Annotated in this window: 15 protein-coding genes; all 15 read right to left on the bottom strand. The window is 31.5% G+C overall.

Going from position 1 to position 15,878, the window contains the following annotated elements; all coding sequences use genetic code 11:
- Positions 1 to 67 precede the first annotated feature (67 nt).
- Positions 68 to 1,474, bottom strand: coding sequence for a COG3400 family protein (locus tag HUE87_RS06070; RefSeq protein ID WP_194367824.1), 1,407 nt, complete (start codon positions 1,472 to 1,474; stop codon positions 68 to 70).
- Positions 1,475 to 1,496: 22 nt separating this feature from the next.
- A complete protein-coding gene (locus tag HUE87_RS06065; protein ID WP_194367823.1) occupies positions 1,497 to 2,789 on the bottom strand; it encodes a response regulator in 1,293 nt (430 codons plus the stop codon).
- 2 nt (positions 2,790 to 2,791) lie between these two features.
- On the bottom strand, positions 2,792 to 4,321 hold the full coding sequence (locus HUE87_RS06060) for a hybrid sensor histidine kinase/response regulator (protein WP_194367822.1): 1,530 nt from the start codon (positions 4,319 to 4,321) through the stop codon (positions 2,792 to 2,794).
- Positions 4,318 to 5,361, bottom strand: a complete 1,044-nt coding sequence (locus tag HUE87_RS06055; RefSeq protein WP_194367821.1) for a protein-glutamate methylesterase/protein-glutamine glutaminase — start codon at positions 5,359 to 5,361, stop codon at positions 4,318 to 4,320. The genes HUE87_RS06060 and HUE87_RS06055 overlap by 4 nt, the downstream gene beginning before the upstream one ends.
- A gap of 2 nt (positions 5,362 to 5,363) precedes the next feature.
- Positions 5,364 to 5,828: a chemotaxis protein CheD gene (locus tag HUE87_RS06050; protein WP_194367820.1), complete on the bottom strand. Its 465-nt coding sequence runs from the start codon at positions 5,826 to 5,828 to the stop codon at positions 5,364 to 5,366.
- Position 5,829: 1 nt separating this feature from the next.
- A complete protein-coding gene (locus HUE87_RS06045) occupies positions 5,830 to 6,720 on the bottom strand; it encodes a sensor histidine kinase (RefSeq protein WP_194367819.1) in 891 nt (296 codons plus the stop codon).
- 10 nt (positions 6,721 to 6,730) lie between these two features.
- Positions 6,731 to 7,549 (bottom strand): CheR family methyltransferase, encoded by an 819-nt coding sequence (locus HUE87_RS06040; protein ID WP_229855252.1) that lies wholly within the window; start codon positions 7,547 to 7,549, stop codon positions 6,731 to 6,733.
- Positions 7,549 to 9,651 carry a chemotaxis protein CheA gene (locus HUE87_RS06035; RefSeq protein ID WP_194367817.1) on the bottom strand — a complete coding sequence of 701 codons (2,103 nt, stop codon included), beginning with the start codon at positions 9,649 to 9,651 and terminating at the stop codon, positions 7,549 to 7,551. The genes HUE87_RS06040 and HUE87_RS06035 overlap by 1 nt, the downstream gene beginning before the upstream one ends.
- A complete protein-coding gene (locus HUE87_RS06030) occupies positions 9,644 to 9,907 on the bottom strand; it encodes a hypothetical protein (RefSeq protein ID WP_194367816.1) in 264 nt (87 codons plus the stop codon). Before HUE87_RS06030 ends, HUE87_RS06035 begins: the two co-directional genes overlap by 8 nt.
- Positions 9,908 to 11,878: a methyl-accepting chemotaxis protein gene (locus HUE87_RS06025; protein ID WP_229855251.1), complete on the bottom strand. Its 1,971-nt coding sequence runs from the start codon at positions 11,876 to 11,878 to the stop codon at positions 9,908 to 9,910.
- Between the two features lie 5 nt (positions 11,879 to 11,883).
- Complete coding sequence (locus HUE87_RS06020; protein ID WP_194367814.1) at positions 11,884 to 12,390, bottom strand: chemotaxis protein CheW; 507 nt, start codon at positions 12,388 to 12,390, stop codon at positions 11,884 to 11,886.
- Between the two features lie 5 nt (positions 12,391 to 12,395).
- Positions 12,396 to 12,806 carry a response regulator gene (locus HUE87_RS06015; RefSeq protein WP_229855250.1) on the bottom strand — a complete coding sequence of 137 codons (411 nt, stop codon included), beginning with the start codon at positions 12,804 to 12,806 and terminating at the stop codon, positions 12,396 to 12,398.
- A gap of 167 nt (positions 12,807 to 12,973) precedes the next feature.
- Positions 12,974 to 14,908 (bottom strand): methyl-accepting chemotaxis protein, encoded by a 1,935-nt coding sequence (locus tag HUE87_RS06010; RefSeq protein WP_194367815.1) that lies wholly within the window; start codon positions 14,906 to 14,908, stop codon positions 12,974 to 12,976.
- Positions 14,908 to 15,414 carry a chemotaxis protein CheW gene (locus tag HUE87_RS06005; RefSeq protein WP_194367814.1) on the bottom strand — a complete coding sequence of 169 codons (507 nt, stop codon included), beginning with the start codon at positions 15,412 to 15,414 and terminating at the stop codon, positions 14,908 to 14,910. The genes HUE87_RS06010 and HUE87_RS06005 overlap by 1 nt, the downstream gene beginning before the upstream one ends.
- 5 nt (positions 15,415 to 15,419) lie before the next feature.
- Positions 15,420 to 15,830: a response regulator gene (locus tag HUE87_RS06000; RefSeq protein ID WP_229855250.1), complete on the bottom strand. Its 411-nt coding sequence runs from the start codon at positions 15,828 to 15,830 to the stop codon at positions 15,420 to 15,422.
- Positions 15,831 to 15,878: the final 48 nt, after the last annotated feature.

Below are 15,878 nucleotides of genomic sequence, written 5' to 3'. Positions count from 1 at the left end.
GATTTGTATATTATATAATTGGATATATAATACTTAAAACAAACTAATATTTTGATAAATTTCTATCTCAAATCTGCACAGGAATAAAAATCTGATGATAATCATCAAGTTTATGGTATAGTTTTTCACTATCAGTTGAGAGAAGAGAATAAATTCGTCTTTTAGTTAACTTTCTTGTAAACGGTAAAAGCTGAATAAAATCATCTTTTTGTTTTAAAATTTTAATAGGATTTTCACTCTCTTTAATAACTTTTATATTTTTTGAAAAAATTGTTGATAAATTATAATAGTGTTCTATTACCTGCTCTTTTGCATCTTGGTGTTCATTCGTATAGTTATAAAGTTCTATATTAAAATTCATCTGCTCAGATATATCAAATATTGTAGATGAAATTTTTTCTATATCACGGTTATCACTCAAAATTATAACTGCATCCTTAACTGAAGAGAAAGTTTTATCAGCAATTTTAAGAACAGGAACATGTGCTTCATAGAGAGTTTGTCTCATATGATAATTTTTAAACATCTCTCTAGATACAATAACTAATCCAATATGGTGAGTCTTAATATCACTGAAAAAACTCTCTTTTAAATTTAAACTATTATAATCTATATCTACCATGATATCATCATCCATATATTCTTTAATCTTCCAAATGATAGATATATTGTTAGGGTTTACTATTTTTATAAATAGTTTATGGTTTAATTTTTTATATGTAAAAACTGCCATTTTTACAAAATTTTCTATAGTTTCCAAATTGACAATATTCATATCAATATAGATGTAAAGATTAGACCCAAATGGCTCAGGAAACTGTCCAAGTTCTCTTTTAATTGCACGGTAAACTGATTTTAAAACTGTAGGGTCTCCAACTAAAAGGAGTAAGTCATTTGGCTGAATCATTCTGCGACGATTTGGCATAACTAATTCTCTGTTTCTATAAATTGCTACTATTCGCCAATTCTTTTGCTCAATTACACCTATGTGTCTATATACAAATGAGCTTCCAAATGGAACCAGCACTTCCATTATTTCACCCTCTCCCATCCCAACATTCTGGGCAATAACTGGAACATTAGGTAAATAATCAAGAAGTCTTGATGCTAAAATTTCATTTGAGTTTATTAAAAGAACGTTTGGATCCTTATTAATCAAATTCCATCTGCTTAGAACAATAACTCTAAGTTGTTTTTTTATAGTTCTAATATTTTTAATCGTATTTTCAACATCAAGTAGATTTTCCATAGTTATAACAACTTGAATAAAGTCCATTTTCAGAAGGTTTGATAGTTTGTATAAACTTGTTGAATCAAACTCATAAAACTTAAAACGTTTTGGATTTGCACCTTTGTATTCTTTAGCTTTTCTCTGAACTACATAGTAGATATTTTCACTTGAATACGTATCAATTGTTCTATGTATAAAATGATCCCCAATGTCTCCATCACTTATGATAAGAATTTTTTTCATATATAATTATTACCTAAATACTTTAAAATAGCTCAAAATCATCTTCGTCTTGCTGAGAAACTTCTTTTTTCTCAAATATAGACTGCAATTGCAGACAAGAGCTTAAAAGTGAAGAGTCAAGATAATGAACATCGTTTGCTTCTTGCTTAATGAATATATTATTTCTCCACTCTCCGATATCATCTAAAAGAAGTATAAATAAAAGAGCAAACTTTTTATGATCAGCAGGGTCAACATGTTCAATATCTAAATTTCTCATAAACTCATTAAGTGTTTTAAGTGCATATGCAAAATGTTCAAACTCCATCAGCTCTTCAACAACATGTATATATTCCATAAATAACTCTGTAATCTCAAATAAAGTATTCTTTTTGGCATCTTTCTCAAAGTCAATTGCTTTGACTTCAACTTCTCGTAGTGTGTTCTCAAGAATTTCTATTTTGTCAATAACATAAACTGCTGTGTTGTCTACATATTCTACTGCTGTAGTTTTATCAAAATGTACCTTAGCTAAAATATCTTGTTGATAATCAGTAACTTCAATCTTTTCAACTTTCTCAATAGTAATTGGTTTTGCTTTTGGAAGACGAAAAGAGAGTTCTTTATCTTTAAGAATAAAAACAGCAGAACTATAGTTTTTTACTAATGTTCTTTGTATAACCAATTCGCCTATAACATCTAGAGGGGTGAGTGTTAAATATAAATTATCATCATTCTCTTCAGCGACAATAGTAAACGTATTGTCTTTTTTTAAAATTAATTGTCCATAAGCATATATCATTCTAATGCAATCTTCCAGGCTTTCTATTTGATAATAAGAGTTATTTAAATAATAGTCCCATAATTCAGATAATGACTGTAATGTTGAAATGTTAAATACCATAGTTCTTGAGTAGATTTCTTCAGTAAAAGCATTAGTGGCATTTATGTTGTATAACTTTCGTTTACGAAGCTCTACAATTTGCAAGTAATTTTTCATTCTTTGATGAAAAAGCCCACTTTCTATGGGCTTAACAATATAGTCTTCCGCACCATTAGAAAGCATTTGATTTTTTGACTCATCATCATCTAAAGCACTTAGTGCTAGTATCATCACCTTTTTATCAAACGCTTTTATAATTTTTGTTGCCTTAATACCGTCAACATTGGGCATCATAATATCCATGAAAATTATATCATAATGCTTATTTTTACACATATCAACAGCTTCTTGACCATCTTTGGCTTCAGAAGTTTCTATATTCTCAAACTCTTCCAATAGAAGTTCAACTGTCATTCTATTATCTCTATTGTCATCAACAATTAATATTTTCATCTTTATTCACCTTTTTCTTTTTTTTCATTAAATATAAGAATGAATTTAGTTCCAGAACCTTCATCTCTATCTTCAACTTTGTAACTAATATGTAAATCTGCACAAAGAAGTTTAACAAAGTATAGACCAACTCCAGTACCTTGACTTTTTCTCTCTAATAGTCCATCATCTTCTTGAGAATAAAGGTTAAATATAGCATCTTTATCTTTTATTCCAGGCCCATTGTCTTCTACTGAAATTGTTGAATGTTCTTTATTTGAAATAGAAATTTTAATCTCACTATTTCCGTACTTAATAGCGTTTGAAACTATATTTGAGAAAATCTGTTTAACGCGAAATATATCATTACTTATTAGAACATCATCTGGCATATCATATACAACTTTGATATTCTTTTCTGTTATAAGTGAATTATATCTTTTCATTACTTCAGAAACAATATCCTTTGCATTAAATACTGAGTAATTGTAGGTTAGTTTATGTGCATTTAACTTAGACACCTCTAATATTTGTGTGACATTTTCAAGCATATCGTTTGCATTACTCAAAACAGAATCAAGTAAGCTTGAGAGCTTTTCTTTATTTAACTCTTTAGGCAACTCTATCTGTTTTTTTACATATTTCGTAAAATTAATAATAGCATTTAGTGGTGTTTTAAGTTCATGCGTAAACACAACAAGGAAAGATTTTTGTGCCTCTGCAACTTTAATTCGTTTTGCTTTTTCCTGCTCTTCTAAGAAGATTTTTCTCTTAAAGTGAACCACTTCTGTAACATCATTTCTAATTGCCATATACTCTTTAATACTTCCGTTGCTGCCAAGGAGTGGTATTATCGTAGTTTCAGCAATAAACTCAGAACCATCTTTATTTAGATTTACCATTCGGTCTCTCCATATTTTACCAGAAGAGATAGTGTCCCACAAGTCTTTATAAATTTCATCAGAGTTATTTGGATGCTTGAAAATACTATGCGGATGACCGAGCATCTCTTCTCTTAAATATCCAGTAATTTTACAAAAATTATCATTTACATAAGTAATTACACCTTTTGTATCTGATTTCGATATAATCGAAGCCTCAGTAAGTACATTAAAATATTGAATATCATCAGAATGAAAGTTTAAAGATACTTTTTTTAATACGTCAAAAACTTGTTGACTTTTTAAAGGCTTTTGAATAAAACCTTCAATGCCCATATTGATTGCTTCAAGCATATGTTCATCATGTGCAGATATTAAAATGATTTTTTGTTTTTTATTTAATTCTAAAATCATTTTACTCATAGAAATACCATCAACACGCGGCATCTGAATATCACTTATTACAATATCATAATATTTACCATTATCTGAAAAATACTCCTTATAAAGGTCTAATCCCTCTTGCCCATCAACCACTACATGTACTGTTTGTACTAGGTGCGAAAAAATTTCTGCTGTACTTTTTCTAATTTGATCATCATCTTCTACATATAAAATTGTTAAGTCTTTTGTCAACTTTTTTAATTCAGAAATATTATTGTGGTTACTCATTTATTATCCTGGTTGTAATAATCTAAAATATCTTTTGGGAGCTTATCTAAAGAATTTTGTTTTTTAACGCCACCCAACTCATATGCTGCTTTGGGCATACCATAAACCGTAGAGCTTTGCTTATCTTGCCCAAAAGTCATAGCTCCTGATTTACTCATATTGAGAAGTCCTTTTGCTCCATCAGAGCCCATACCTGTTAAAATAACACCAACAGCATTTGCTCCTGCTACTTTTGACACAGAGTTAAACATGACATCAACAGATGGGCAGTGACCTGAAACTTTTTCTCTACCACCAATATGAACGTAATACCTATGCCCTGAGCGTTTTAATGTCATATGTTTATCACCTGGTGCAATCAACACTTGACCTATTTCCAGTGTATCTCCATCTTTTGCTTCTTTAACATCCATTTTACAGGTGCTGTTAAGTCTCTGTGCAAATTGTTTAGTAAAATCTACAGGCATATGTTGTACTAATAATATAGCAGGACTGTTACTTGGAAATTGAGCCAAAAACAACCTAAGTGCCTCAACACCGCCTGTCGATGAGCCAAGAACAATAAGCTTTTGAGGAGTCTCTAAAGTAGATGCTTTATAAAAAACTTTTCTATTTGTATCTATTTTAATATCTTTATTTACTTGTGCCATAGCCGCACTTTTTACTTTTTCTAAAAGTTCACTTCGAATTTCATCAGAATTTTCATATATATTAGAGTGTGGCTTAGCAACAAAATCAACAGCACCAGCTTCAAGAGCATCTAGTGTTGTTCTGGCACCTTTTTTTGTAATAGAAGATACCATTACAACTGGAATAGGCATGTATTTCATCAGTTTTCTTAAGAATGTTATTCCATCCATTCTTGGCATCTCAACATCTAAACATATAACATCTGGTTTATACTTTAGTATTTTATCTCGAGCTACATAAGCATCTGGAGCAGTCATTACACTCTCAATCTCACTATCACTCTCTAAAATATCAGTAAGAATAGCTCTTGCTGTAGCACTATCATCAACTACTAAGACTTTTATCCCCATAACTATTCATCACTGCTTTTTGTATATTTTAAAAAAACTTTCCCAGTATCACTACGCATCATAATTCGTCTTCCTTTTTCACCGCCCACATCTTGTGCTACAATTGGAATACCATACTCTCTTAGTATCTCTTTAGCAATTAAAATGTTTTTTCGTCCCACCATCATCTCAACGCTTGAAACATCAATAACATTTGCCCCACCAAATATTTTAGCTTCCATATTTTTGGTGTCACAACCAATGTTTACCATACTTTCTATCAAGCGAGGAATTGATATATTTCCATACTTTGGGCTTTGAAGGCCATTTTCATTCCACAAAGGCACTAAATAATGGTTCATTCCACCAACGCAACGTACATAATCATAAATACAAACTGAAATACAAGAACCTAAAATTGTACTAATTTCAGTTTCTCTTGCACCAATATGAATTTCTCCAACATGGATAAATTTCTTTATGTACATGCTAAAATTCCACTATCCCGTCACCATGGTCAAATATAAACTCATTAGAACCTACTCCTGTCGATATATCAATGTCTCTTTCATCTATTTTACTTATTAAAACTGTAAAAACTGTCTTCCCATTTTCTATGGTATTATCAATCGTACCGTCAAGAGCTTCTACCATTCCTCGAGCAACACTAAGTCCAAGGCCTAATCCAGCCGTAGCTCTTGTATTTCCTGTTTCAAAGTGCGTAAAACGATTATATATCTCTTTAGTGTGCTCTTCATACACACCCTCTCCTGAATCTTCTACTTTAATTATGTAATTTTTGTCATTACACTCAACAGATACTATGATTTCAGAGTTCTTGTATGAGTATTCACACGCATTTGATATTAAATTGAGTAGAATAATATCTATCTTTTGAGAATCTGAAATAACTTTTTCTTTGCATCCATCTATATATTTTAGTTTTAAAGATTTTTCTTCAATTAGAAAACTAAAGTAGTCTAGCTTTTCGTTAAAAATACTTTCAATATTAACAGAAGAGTAGTCATTAGCAGTCTCTCCTGCTTCTATCTCTGAAGCAGCAAAAATATTTTTTAAGCTAAAATCTAATTTTAGCAACTCACTCTGCATCATAGCTGATAAATTAGCAATTTTTTGATCTGTTGTTTTTTTTACTATCATATTTGTTATGTTTAGTAATGACGACATAGGGTTATTAAACTCATTTCTAATAAGAGATAAAAATTGACTTTTAACCTCTTGTGAATTTTTATTTTTTTCATTAAGCTCAAGAAGTTTTTTTGTCATAAACTCCATCTCTGAAATAGAAGCTTTCTTCTCTTCAAAACGGCGCCCAATCTCTTTAAGTAGCTCGCTATCTGTAATTCTTGAAATCTCCATAATGTCTTCCTTAATTAAGTTTATATATTGATGGTGCTACTAATTTATACGTATAATTTTTTTGATGTATTGATTCTGAATGTCCAATAAATAGTCGTGATTTTTTTTCAAGTAATTTTGCAAACTGTTCAAAAAGTTGATTTTGTGTTTGACGGTCAAAATAAATCATCACATTACGACAAAAAACAATATTAAAATTATTTTTAAAAATTGAAAAATCACCTGTAACAAGATTGAAAGTACGAAAAACTACGTATTGTTTAATTTCATCTTTAACCATAAATGATTCATCTTTATAACCGTTAAAATACTTTATTAGTATATTCTTTGGCATACCTTCTAGCTCTTTTTTTACATAAATACCACTAGTAGCTTTTAGTAAAATTTCTTCAGATATATCTGTTGCTAAAATTTTAATATCCCATTCATCAAAATTTTTCAAATGCTCTTTTAAAAAAATAATGATACTGTAAGGCTCTTGTCCACTAGAACAAGCTGCTGACCAGATACGAATACGTTTATTTTTTATGTCGAAAATTTCAGTTAAATTATTTTGTAAATAAATCCACTGACTCTCTTCGCGAAAAAAAGATGTTACATTTGTTGTAATCGCATTGACTAGCATCATCAGCATTTGACCACTATTATCGTTAGCTATTTTTTCATAAAGCTCTTGATAGTTTGCTAGTTCAAACTCCCTTATCCATTTTCTAAGTCGTGATTGAACAAGTGTACGCTTATGATCCGCCAATGAAATTCCGATATCATTATAAATAAGTTTTTGGAACATCTTGAATTCTGAAATACTTAGATTTTCTTCTATACTCACTACTTTATGCATCCTTGAATAAGCAATTCTTCTACATTTAGAATAAGAGCAATTTCTCCACTACCCATAATAGCACTGCCTGATAGCTCCTTTATTCTTGAAAGCGTTGAACCAAGTGATTTTATAACTACCTGTTGTCTTCCAACAAGGTCATCTACCAAAATAGCATATTTGCCTTTTTCACTCTCGACGCACATAAGTGTAGATTCCCAAATATTAGGTTTAGCTTCACCAATTTCAAGCACATGATTTAATCTTACTACAGGAATCATCTCTCCTCTTAAATCAACAAATTCACCTTTTCGTTTAATGGAGTGAACAATCTCTTTGGAGGGAATAAATGATTCGACTACAGAGAGTGTTGGAATAATAAAGGTATCACCGGCACTTTTAACAATCATACCATCGATAATAGCTAAGGTTAATGGAAGTAAAATAGTAAAAGTAGAACCTTTTCCAACCTCAGAAGCTATCTCAACTCGTCCATGCAACTTTTCAATTGATGAGCGTACAACATCAAGACCAACTCCGCGACCAGATATATCACTAATTACATCTGCTGTAGAAAAACCAGCCTGCATAATTAGTGAAAATACCTGAGCGTCAGTTAAATCATCATCTTCTTCAATCAGTCCACGCTCTACTGCTTTAGAAAAGACTTTATCACGGTTTATACCTCGTCCATCATCAGAAACTTCAATGGCTATATTTCCACCCCTGTGAAATGCTCTTAGTCCTATAATACCTATAGCTGTTTTATCTACTGCAATCCTGTCTTCTGTGCAATCTTCCAGGCCATGGTCAATTGCATTACGCATGATATGGATAAGAGGATCAGAAAGAGCATCTACCATTGTTTTATCTATTTCAGTATCAGCGCCATAAATTTCTAAAGATATCTCTTTATTTACTTTTTTGCTTGCATCGCGAGCAACCCGTTTCATTTTCTCAAAAGTATCACTTACGGCTACCATTCGTAGTGACATAACTCTATTTTGAATTAAACGTGTAATTTTTGAAAGGACATTTATAGTTTTTGTAATACCCTCACTTTTAATCTTTTTTATCTCTTCGTTTTCGGCAAGAAAATTTTGTGCAATTACCATTTCTCCAATTGAATCAAAAAGTTCATCAAGCTTAGTAGTGTCGACTTTCACAAAAGAGCGTGCATCGTTTTTTCTACGACCAACTCCAGCTTTTGTATCATCCCTATCGTTTGCTCTACGGCCAGATGTTTTTACTTCATTATCAATTTCCCTGCGTCCGAACTTAATATCTTCATCTCTTAGTGGTTCAGGTTCAGGTTTTTTTTCTACATCTTTTTCTACATGTACAAAACTATATTCATGTTCATCTATATACTCAAACAACTCTTCAATTTCACTTGATGGCTTATCAGAAGCGAAAAAAACATCTACATGTTTAATACTGCTTCTCTCCGGATTCAGTTCATCAAGAGTGGGAATATCATCCATATTCCACCAAGATTCAAGTATCTGACCTTCATCACTAAGTAGCTTGAAGAGTCGTGCATGATCAAACCCACGAAAAAATATATCATCGTCAAGGGTTAAAGAAATGTGATATAACTCTTCTCCATAATTTAGTGTACTCTTCATTCTAATAATATCTTCTTCACTGAAATTACTTTTTATTACTTTTGCTTGTTCTGAAAAGTCAATTGCTAAATCAGCATGTTCAACTTTTGAACCTACTGTACTTTGTGATAAAATAGATTTTATACCTTCTAATATATTGTTGAAATTATCTGGCACACCCTCGTTACCATCAACTTCTCTCCACATAACATCTTTAATTATGTCAACAGAAGATAAAAATAGATCAATGTTTTGTGGATTTACAATATCATTTGTATTTCGGTAATAATCAAGCACATCTTCAAAATGGTGCACAAACTCACCAAGTCTAGTAAATCCGAAAGAGTTGGCACTTCCTTTTAAAGTATGTACGCCACGAAATAGTTCATTCAGTAAATCTTTATCTTGCGGATTATCTTCAAAATTAATAATATCAACATCTAACTTTTCAATAATCTCCGTTGCTTCTTCAATGAATATATCTCGTATCTGCTCTTTAGTCATTATTTACCCAATGTATTACACCATAATTCTCTAACTTTAAATCTGTATCAATTGCATTTATTGTAATTGATGGTTTAGATTTTTTTATACTAAAAAGCAACTGCAATAGTGAGGATGAAGAAAATTCATTCATCTCTCCTATAAGTGAAACAGCTTCAATATACTCAAGTCTATCAACTATAAAGTTTTTTAGTTCAAGTACATCTTTAATATCCATATCAAGCTCAATTTCAAGAGTATCACCATCAATAGTCATCTAAAACTCCTTAAGGTCTTCTTCATCTAATGGAAAGATATCTTTAGAACCTCTTGAATACGACCTTACAGATTTAGCTTTTTTTGGAGAACGTTTTACTTGATTTATCGTATGTGTATTTTCAGATATAGTTGTTGATTCACCAACCATGGCAGCAATAATATTTACAGTTTCTTTCATAGATACTGCTTGTGCACTAAGTTCTTCTGAAGATGCGGCTGTCTCTTCGCTTGTAGCTGCATTTTGTTGTGTAACTTGGTCTATTTCGCTTATTGCTATAGCAATTTGATTCATTCCATCACTCTGTTCTTTTGCAGATACAGAAATTTCACTTATAAGGTTAGATGTTTTATTTATACGGTCTAGAATATCTTCAAATGATTGAGAAGTAAGTTTAGCTATCTCTGCACCTTTTTTTGTTTGAGCAATTGACTCTTCGATAATAGCCGCTGTCTCAGTAGAAGCATCTGAGGAGCGTTGAGCAAGACTTTTAACTTCATCTGCAACAACTGCAAACCCTAGACCATGTTCACCTGCACGGGCAGCTTCTACTGCAGCATTAAGTGCCAGAAGTTTTGTTTGTGAAGCAATCTCATCAATTGTTTTGATAATTTTAGAAATTCTCTCACTTGATTTATTAATCTCATTCATCGATTCTATTAATTCTTCACCTTTTTTAGAACCATTCTCAGCAGAAGCTTTAGCATCTTTAGCTAGGATATCAGCTTCACGAGAGTTAGTTGAATTTTGATTATTAATTGCTGTAGACTCTTCTACTGTAGCACTAACTTGCTCAACACTACTAGCTTGCTCACTCGCACCTTCTGCAAGAGCTGTAGCAGAATCTGCAATCTCTGTAGAAGCACTTAACACTTGCTCGTTCGATTCAATAATAGATTTAACAGCATTTATAATTGGCTTTGTAATAAAACTTCCTAGGAGCAAAGCAGCAGATATTACAAGAATAGCAAAAATAGCCGCCATTATTAACGTATAATTACGAAGCTCTATAACAGCTGCAAATATTTCATCTCTTTCAATTTCAGCAATAACTGCCCATTTCAAATCAAGAAATTCAAATGGGGTATAAGCTGACATAACATAGTCACCCTCATAATCCACAATAATATCTGTGCCTGTCTCTCCAGATAAAGCATTCTTCGCAGAACTTGTTTTTACTGACCCCACTGAAGGGTTTTTAAATGAAGCATAAACTGTGCGATTTTTCGGATCTATAAAGCTGTCACTTCTCATAAGAGAGTCTTGTCCAACTAAATATGTCTCTCCTGTTTCGCCCATTCCTGTACGGTCATGCATAATTTTATTAATTAATCTAGAATCAATCTGAACCGTAATCACAGACTCTACTTTACCAGCTTCAGATATAGGGGCTCCAAGAAACATAACTGGTGAGCCTTTTAATGGCGAGTAAGGACTCATGTCAGTCAAATGTGACTCTTTATCTTTAAGAGCTATATTAAATGCCTCCGCAAGAGGACTATTGCGGAGTTCTCCTGTTATAAGGTTTTGACCAAGATCAGAGTTTTTTTGTACCGAGTACATAACATGTCCATGCTTTGCACACATAATAGTAATGTCAGCAAGATTATTATCATCCATATATTTTCTAAAATAATTATCATACCTAGCATAAACATCCAATACTTCGGAGTTAGTAGTTATATTCCATGGACCATCTGGAGTAACATTATATTTATTATGCAGTACTACTAATTCATCATACATTACATGAAGATTTCTGTTTTCAGAAAAGCTCTCAACACTTCCTTTAAGCATTTCAAAATAACCAAGTAGCTGATTTTTCTTTAAATCTCTTGCCATCTCCATTTTATCAACTGCTTCTAAAGATAGAGCTGTACTTGATTTATAATAAGATGTAAGTGCTATTACTATAAATGGTATCGAGCCTACTAACCATAGTGCCGTAGTCAACTGTTTTTTAATTGTCATTTTTATTACTCTTCCTCATTTATATATTCATGTTCTAGTTTGGTTATATCTAATAATTCTTCTGGTTCAAATATTTTTTCTAGGTTTAAAAGCATGATAACATCATTACCTACTTCAGCTATATTTTCTATAAAAGTTGTGTCAATATTTCCTCCAAATCGAGGGGCATCGGAAATATACTTATCTTCTATAGAGAGAACATCTTCTACTTGATCAACTATGAATCCTATGGAAGATTTATCTACTTCATAGATTATAATTGCGGTATTGATATCTATCTCACGCTCTTGCATATCAAATTTCAGTCTTACATCAACTACGGGAATAATTGAACCACGTAAATTAATAACACCTTTTACAAATGGTGGGGTCTTTGGTATATGTGTTATTGCTATAGGAGCTATAATCTCTTTTATTCTAGAGATATCTATACCATACTGCTCATCATCAACAAAAAAGGTTAAGTACCTATGCGCTGTACTAATCTCTTTTATTTTTTTCTTATTATCCATATAATTTAGATTCCCAATACCATCTTAATGGCTTTAACTAACTTCTCATCACTAAAAGGCTTAACAAGCCATCCAGTAACACCGATTTCTTTTCCTTTTGTCTTCATTTCAGCTGAACTCTCTGTAGTCAAAATAAGAATTGGCTTGCTTTTAAAATTAGCAATTTGCTTGAGTTCTGCTGCTAAATCCAAACCATTTAACTGAGGCATATTTATATCACTAATCAGCAGGTCATAATCTTCAGTTCCACCAATTAATGCATCATGAAGCTCTGCTGGATTCACGTATGTCTTTAAGACAATTGTTCCATCATTAACTAAGCCTTCTAAAGCCATTTCTGCAGTTGCCAGAACAGTCTTCGAATCATCTACTATTATAATTTTTTTACTCATATTATTCTCCATTATATTACTCATTCAAGAAATTTAACTTCCCAAAATATTTATTATATAAATTTTATAATGATTGTACTAGAAGGAATGTAAGAACATTATTAAAAATAATAAAAATTAATTAATTAATTTTTATTATTTATATACATTTACACAAGCTAAACTTCAAGAGTATCACCATCAATAGTCATCTAAAACTCCTTAAGGTCTTCTTCATCTAATGGAAAGATATCTTTAGAACCTCTTGAATACGACCTTACAGATTTAGCTTTTTTTGGAGAACGTTTTACTTGATTTATCGTATGTGTATTTTCAGATATAGTTGTTGATTCACCAACCATGGCAGCAATAATATTTACAGTTTCTTTCATAGATACTGCTTGTGCACTAAGTTCTTCTGAAGATGCGGCTGTCTCTTCGCTTGTAGCTGCATTTTGTTGTGTAACTTGGTCTATTTCGCTTATTGCTATAGCAATTTGATTCATTCCATCACTCTGTTCTTTTGCAGATACAGAAATTTCACTTATAAGGTTAGATGTTTTATTTATACGGTCTAGAATATCTTCAAATGATTGAGAAGTAAGTTTAGCTATCTCTGCACCTTTTTTTGTTTGAGCAATTGACTCTTCGATAATAGCCGCTGTCTCAGTAGAAGCATCTGAGGAGCGTTGAGCAAGACTTTTAACTTCATCTGCAACAACTGCAAACCCTAGACCATGTTCACCTGCACGGGCAGCTTCTACTGCAGCATTAAGTGCCAGAAGTTTTGTTTGTGAAGCAATCTCATCAATTGTTTTGATAATTTTAGAAATTCTCTCACTTGATTTATTAATCTCATTCATCGATTCTATTAATTCTTCACCTTTTTTAGAACCATTCTCAGCAGAAGCTTTAGCATCTTTAGCTAGGATATCAGCTTCACGAGAGTTAGTTGAATTTTGATTATTAATTGCTGTAGACTCTTCTACTGTAGCACTAACTTGCTCAACACTACTAGCTTGCTCACTCGCACCTTCTGCAAGAGCTGTAGCAGAATCTGCAATCTCTGTAGAAGCACTTAACACTTGCTCGTTCGATTCAATAATAGATTTAACAGCATTTATAATTGGCTTTGTTATGAAATATCCAAGAAATATAGAAATACTAGCACCAACTATAAGTGAAATAATTAAGCCTACCATTAAAATGTAAGAAGATTTTGATAAATTTTCTTCAGATTCTTTTGATATATTATTTGCATTCTCCATTGCGATTTTGGAGATAATTTGAGAGGATTTTAAGACAATTCCCCCAGCATTATCCATTTGTACATTAATAAATTTCATCTCTTTCCATGCGAACAAATATCCTTTAATAGCTTTTTCATAATTATTGGTACTATTACTTAATACATCTATTTTATTTATATCTGCCTTTATGAAGGTGCTTTTTCTAATTAATTTTAGTCTATTTTCAATATTAATAAAGTTTTCAAAAGCTGAATCTAAAATTTCTACTTTACCAGATGATTGAAACTTGAAGTTTTTTATCGCTGAATCATTCACTAAATTAATTATTTCATTAATCAATGTAATTTTTTGAACACTTCTACTAAGCTTATAATTAGCTGATTTATTTAAAATTTCTTTTTCAAGTATTTTATTACTGCTATAAAGATATAAATTAGCGTTTTTCATAAATACATCAGCACTTTCATCCATCAAAATTCTTGCGTTAACAGTTGCATTCTTAAGTTCTTCAATTTCAGTTACTAATTCTTCATATATATCTATACTTTTTCTTGCTTCAGCTTCTTGCTTAACTAAGTCAGCTAAAGAGAATCTTTGAGCAAATTCTTTAGCTTCATCTAGGTAATGTTTTACTTTTTTGATAGTTTTTCTTCCCGAATCTAAAAATTTTTTATCTTCACTTAAAGAATAACTCTTAATATCATACATTGCTAATATTGCATAGCGCTCTATATTGTTAGCAATTTCTACTTCAGGGACATATATTTCTGCTAATTTATGAGAATCAACTTCACTACTTTTCATATTTACAATAGAAATAACACCTAAAGCTAATGTTATTATCACTAATAATGCAAATCCTAAGTTAATCCGTGTGGTTAGTGTCAATTTTTTCATTACTCTTCCTCATTTATATATTCATGTTCTAGTTTGGTTATATCTAATAATTCTTCTGGTTCAAATATTTTTTCTAGGTTTAAAAGCATGATAACATCATTACCTACTTCAGCTATATTTTCTATAAAAGTTGTGTCAATATTTCCTCCAAATCGAGGGGCATCGGAAATATACTTATCTTCTATAGAGAGAACATCTTCTACTTGATCAACTATGAATCCTATGGAAGATTTATCTACTTCATAGATTATAATTGCGGTATTGATATCTATCTCACGCTCTTGCATATCAAATTTCAGTCTTACATCAACTACGGGAATAATTGAACCACGTAAATTAATAACACCTTTTACAAATGGTGGGGTCTTTGGTATATGTGTTATTGCTATAGGAGCTATAATCTCTTTTATTCTAGAGATATCTATACCATACTGCTCATCATCAACAAAAAAGGTTAAGTACCTATGCGCTGTACTAATCTCTTTTATTTTTTTCTTATTATCCATATAATTTAGATTCCCAATACCATCTTAATGGCTTTAACTAACTTCTCATCACTAAAAGGCTTAACAAGCCATCCAGTAACACCGATTTCTTTTCCTTTTGTCTTCATTTCAGCTGAACTCTCTGTAGTCAAAATAAGAATTGGCTTGCTTTTAAAATTAGCAATTTGCTTGAGTTCTGCTGCTAAATCCAAACCATTTAACTGAGGCATATTTATATCACTTATCAGCAGGTCATAATCTTCAGTTCCACCAATTAATGCATCATGAAGCTCTGCTGGATTCACGTATGTCTTTAAGACAATTGTTCCATCATTAACTAAGCCTTCTAAAGCCATTTCTGCAGTTGCCAGAACAGTCTTCGAATCATCTACTATTATAATTTTTTTACTCATATTATTCTCCATTATATTACTCATTCAAGAAATTTAACTTCCCAAAATATTTATTATATAAATTTTATAATG

The sequence above is a fragment of the Candidatus Sulfurimonas marisnigri genome (genome assembly GCF_015265475.1).
GTDB lineage: Bacteria > Campylobacterota > Campylobacteria > Campylobacterales > Sulfurimonadaceae > Sulfurimonas > Sulfurimonas marisnigri.
The sequence above is the reverse complement of the archived record's forward strand: the minus strand, read 5'-3'. Positions and strand labels throughout refer to the sequence as shown.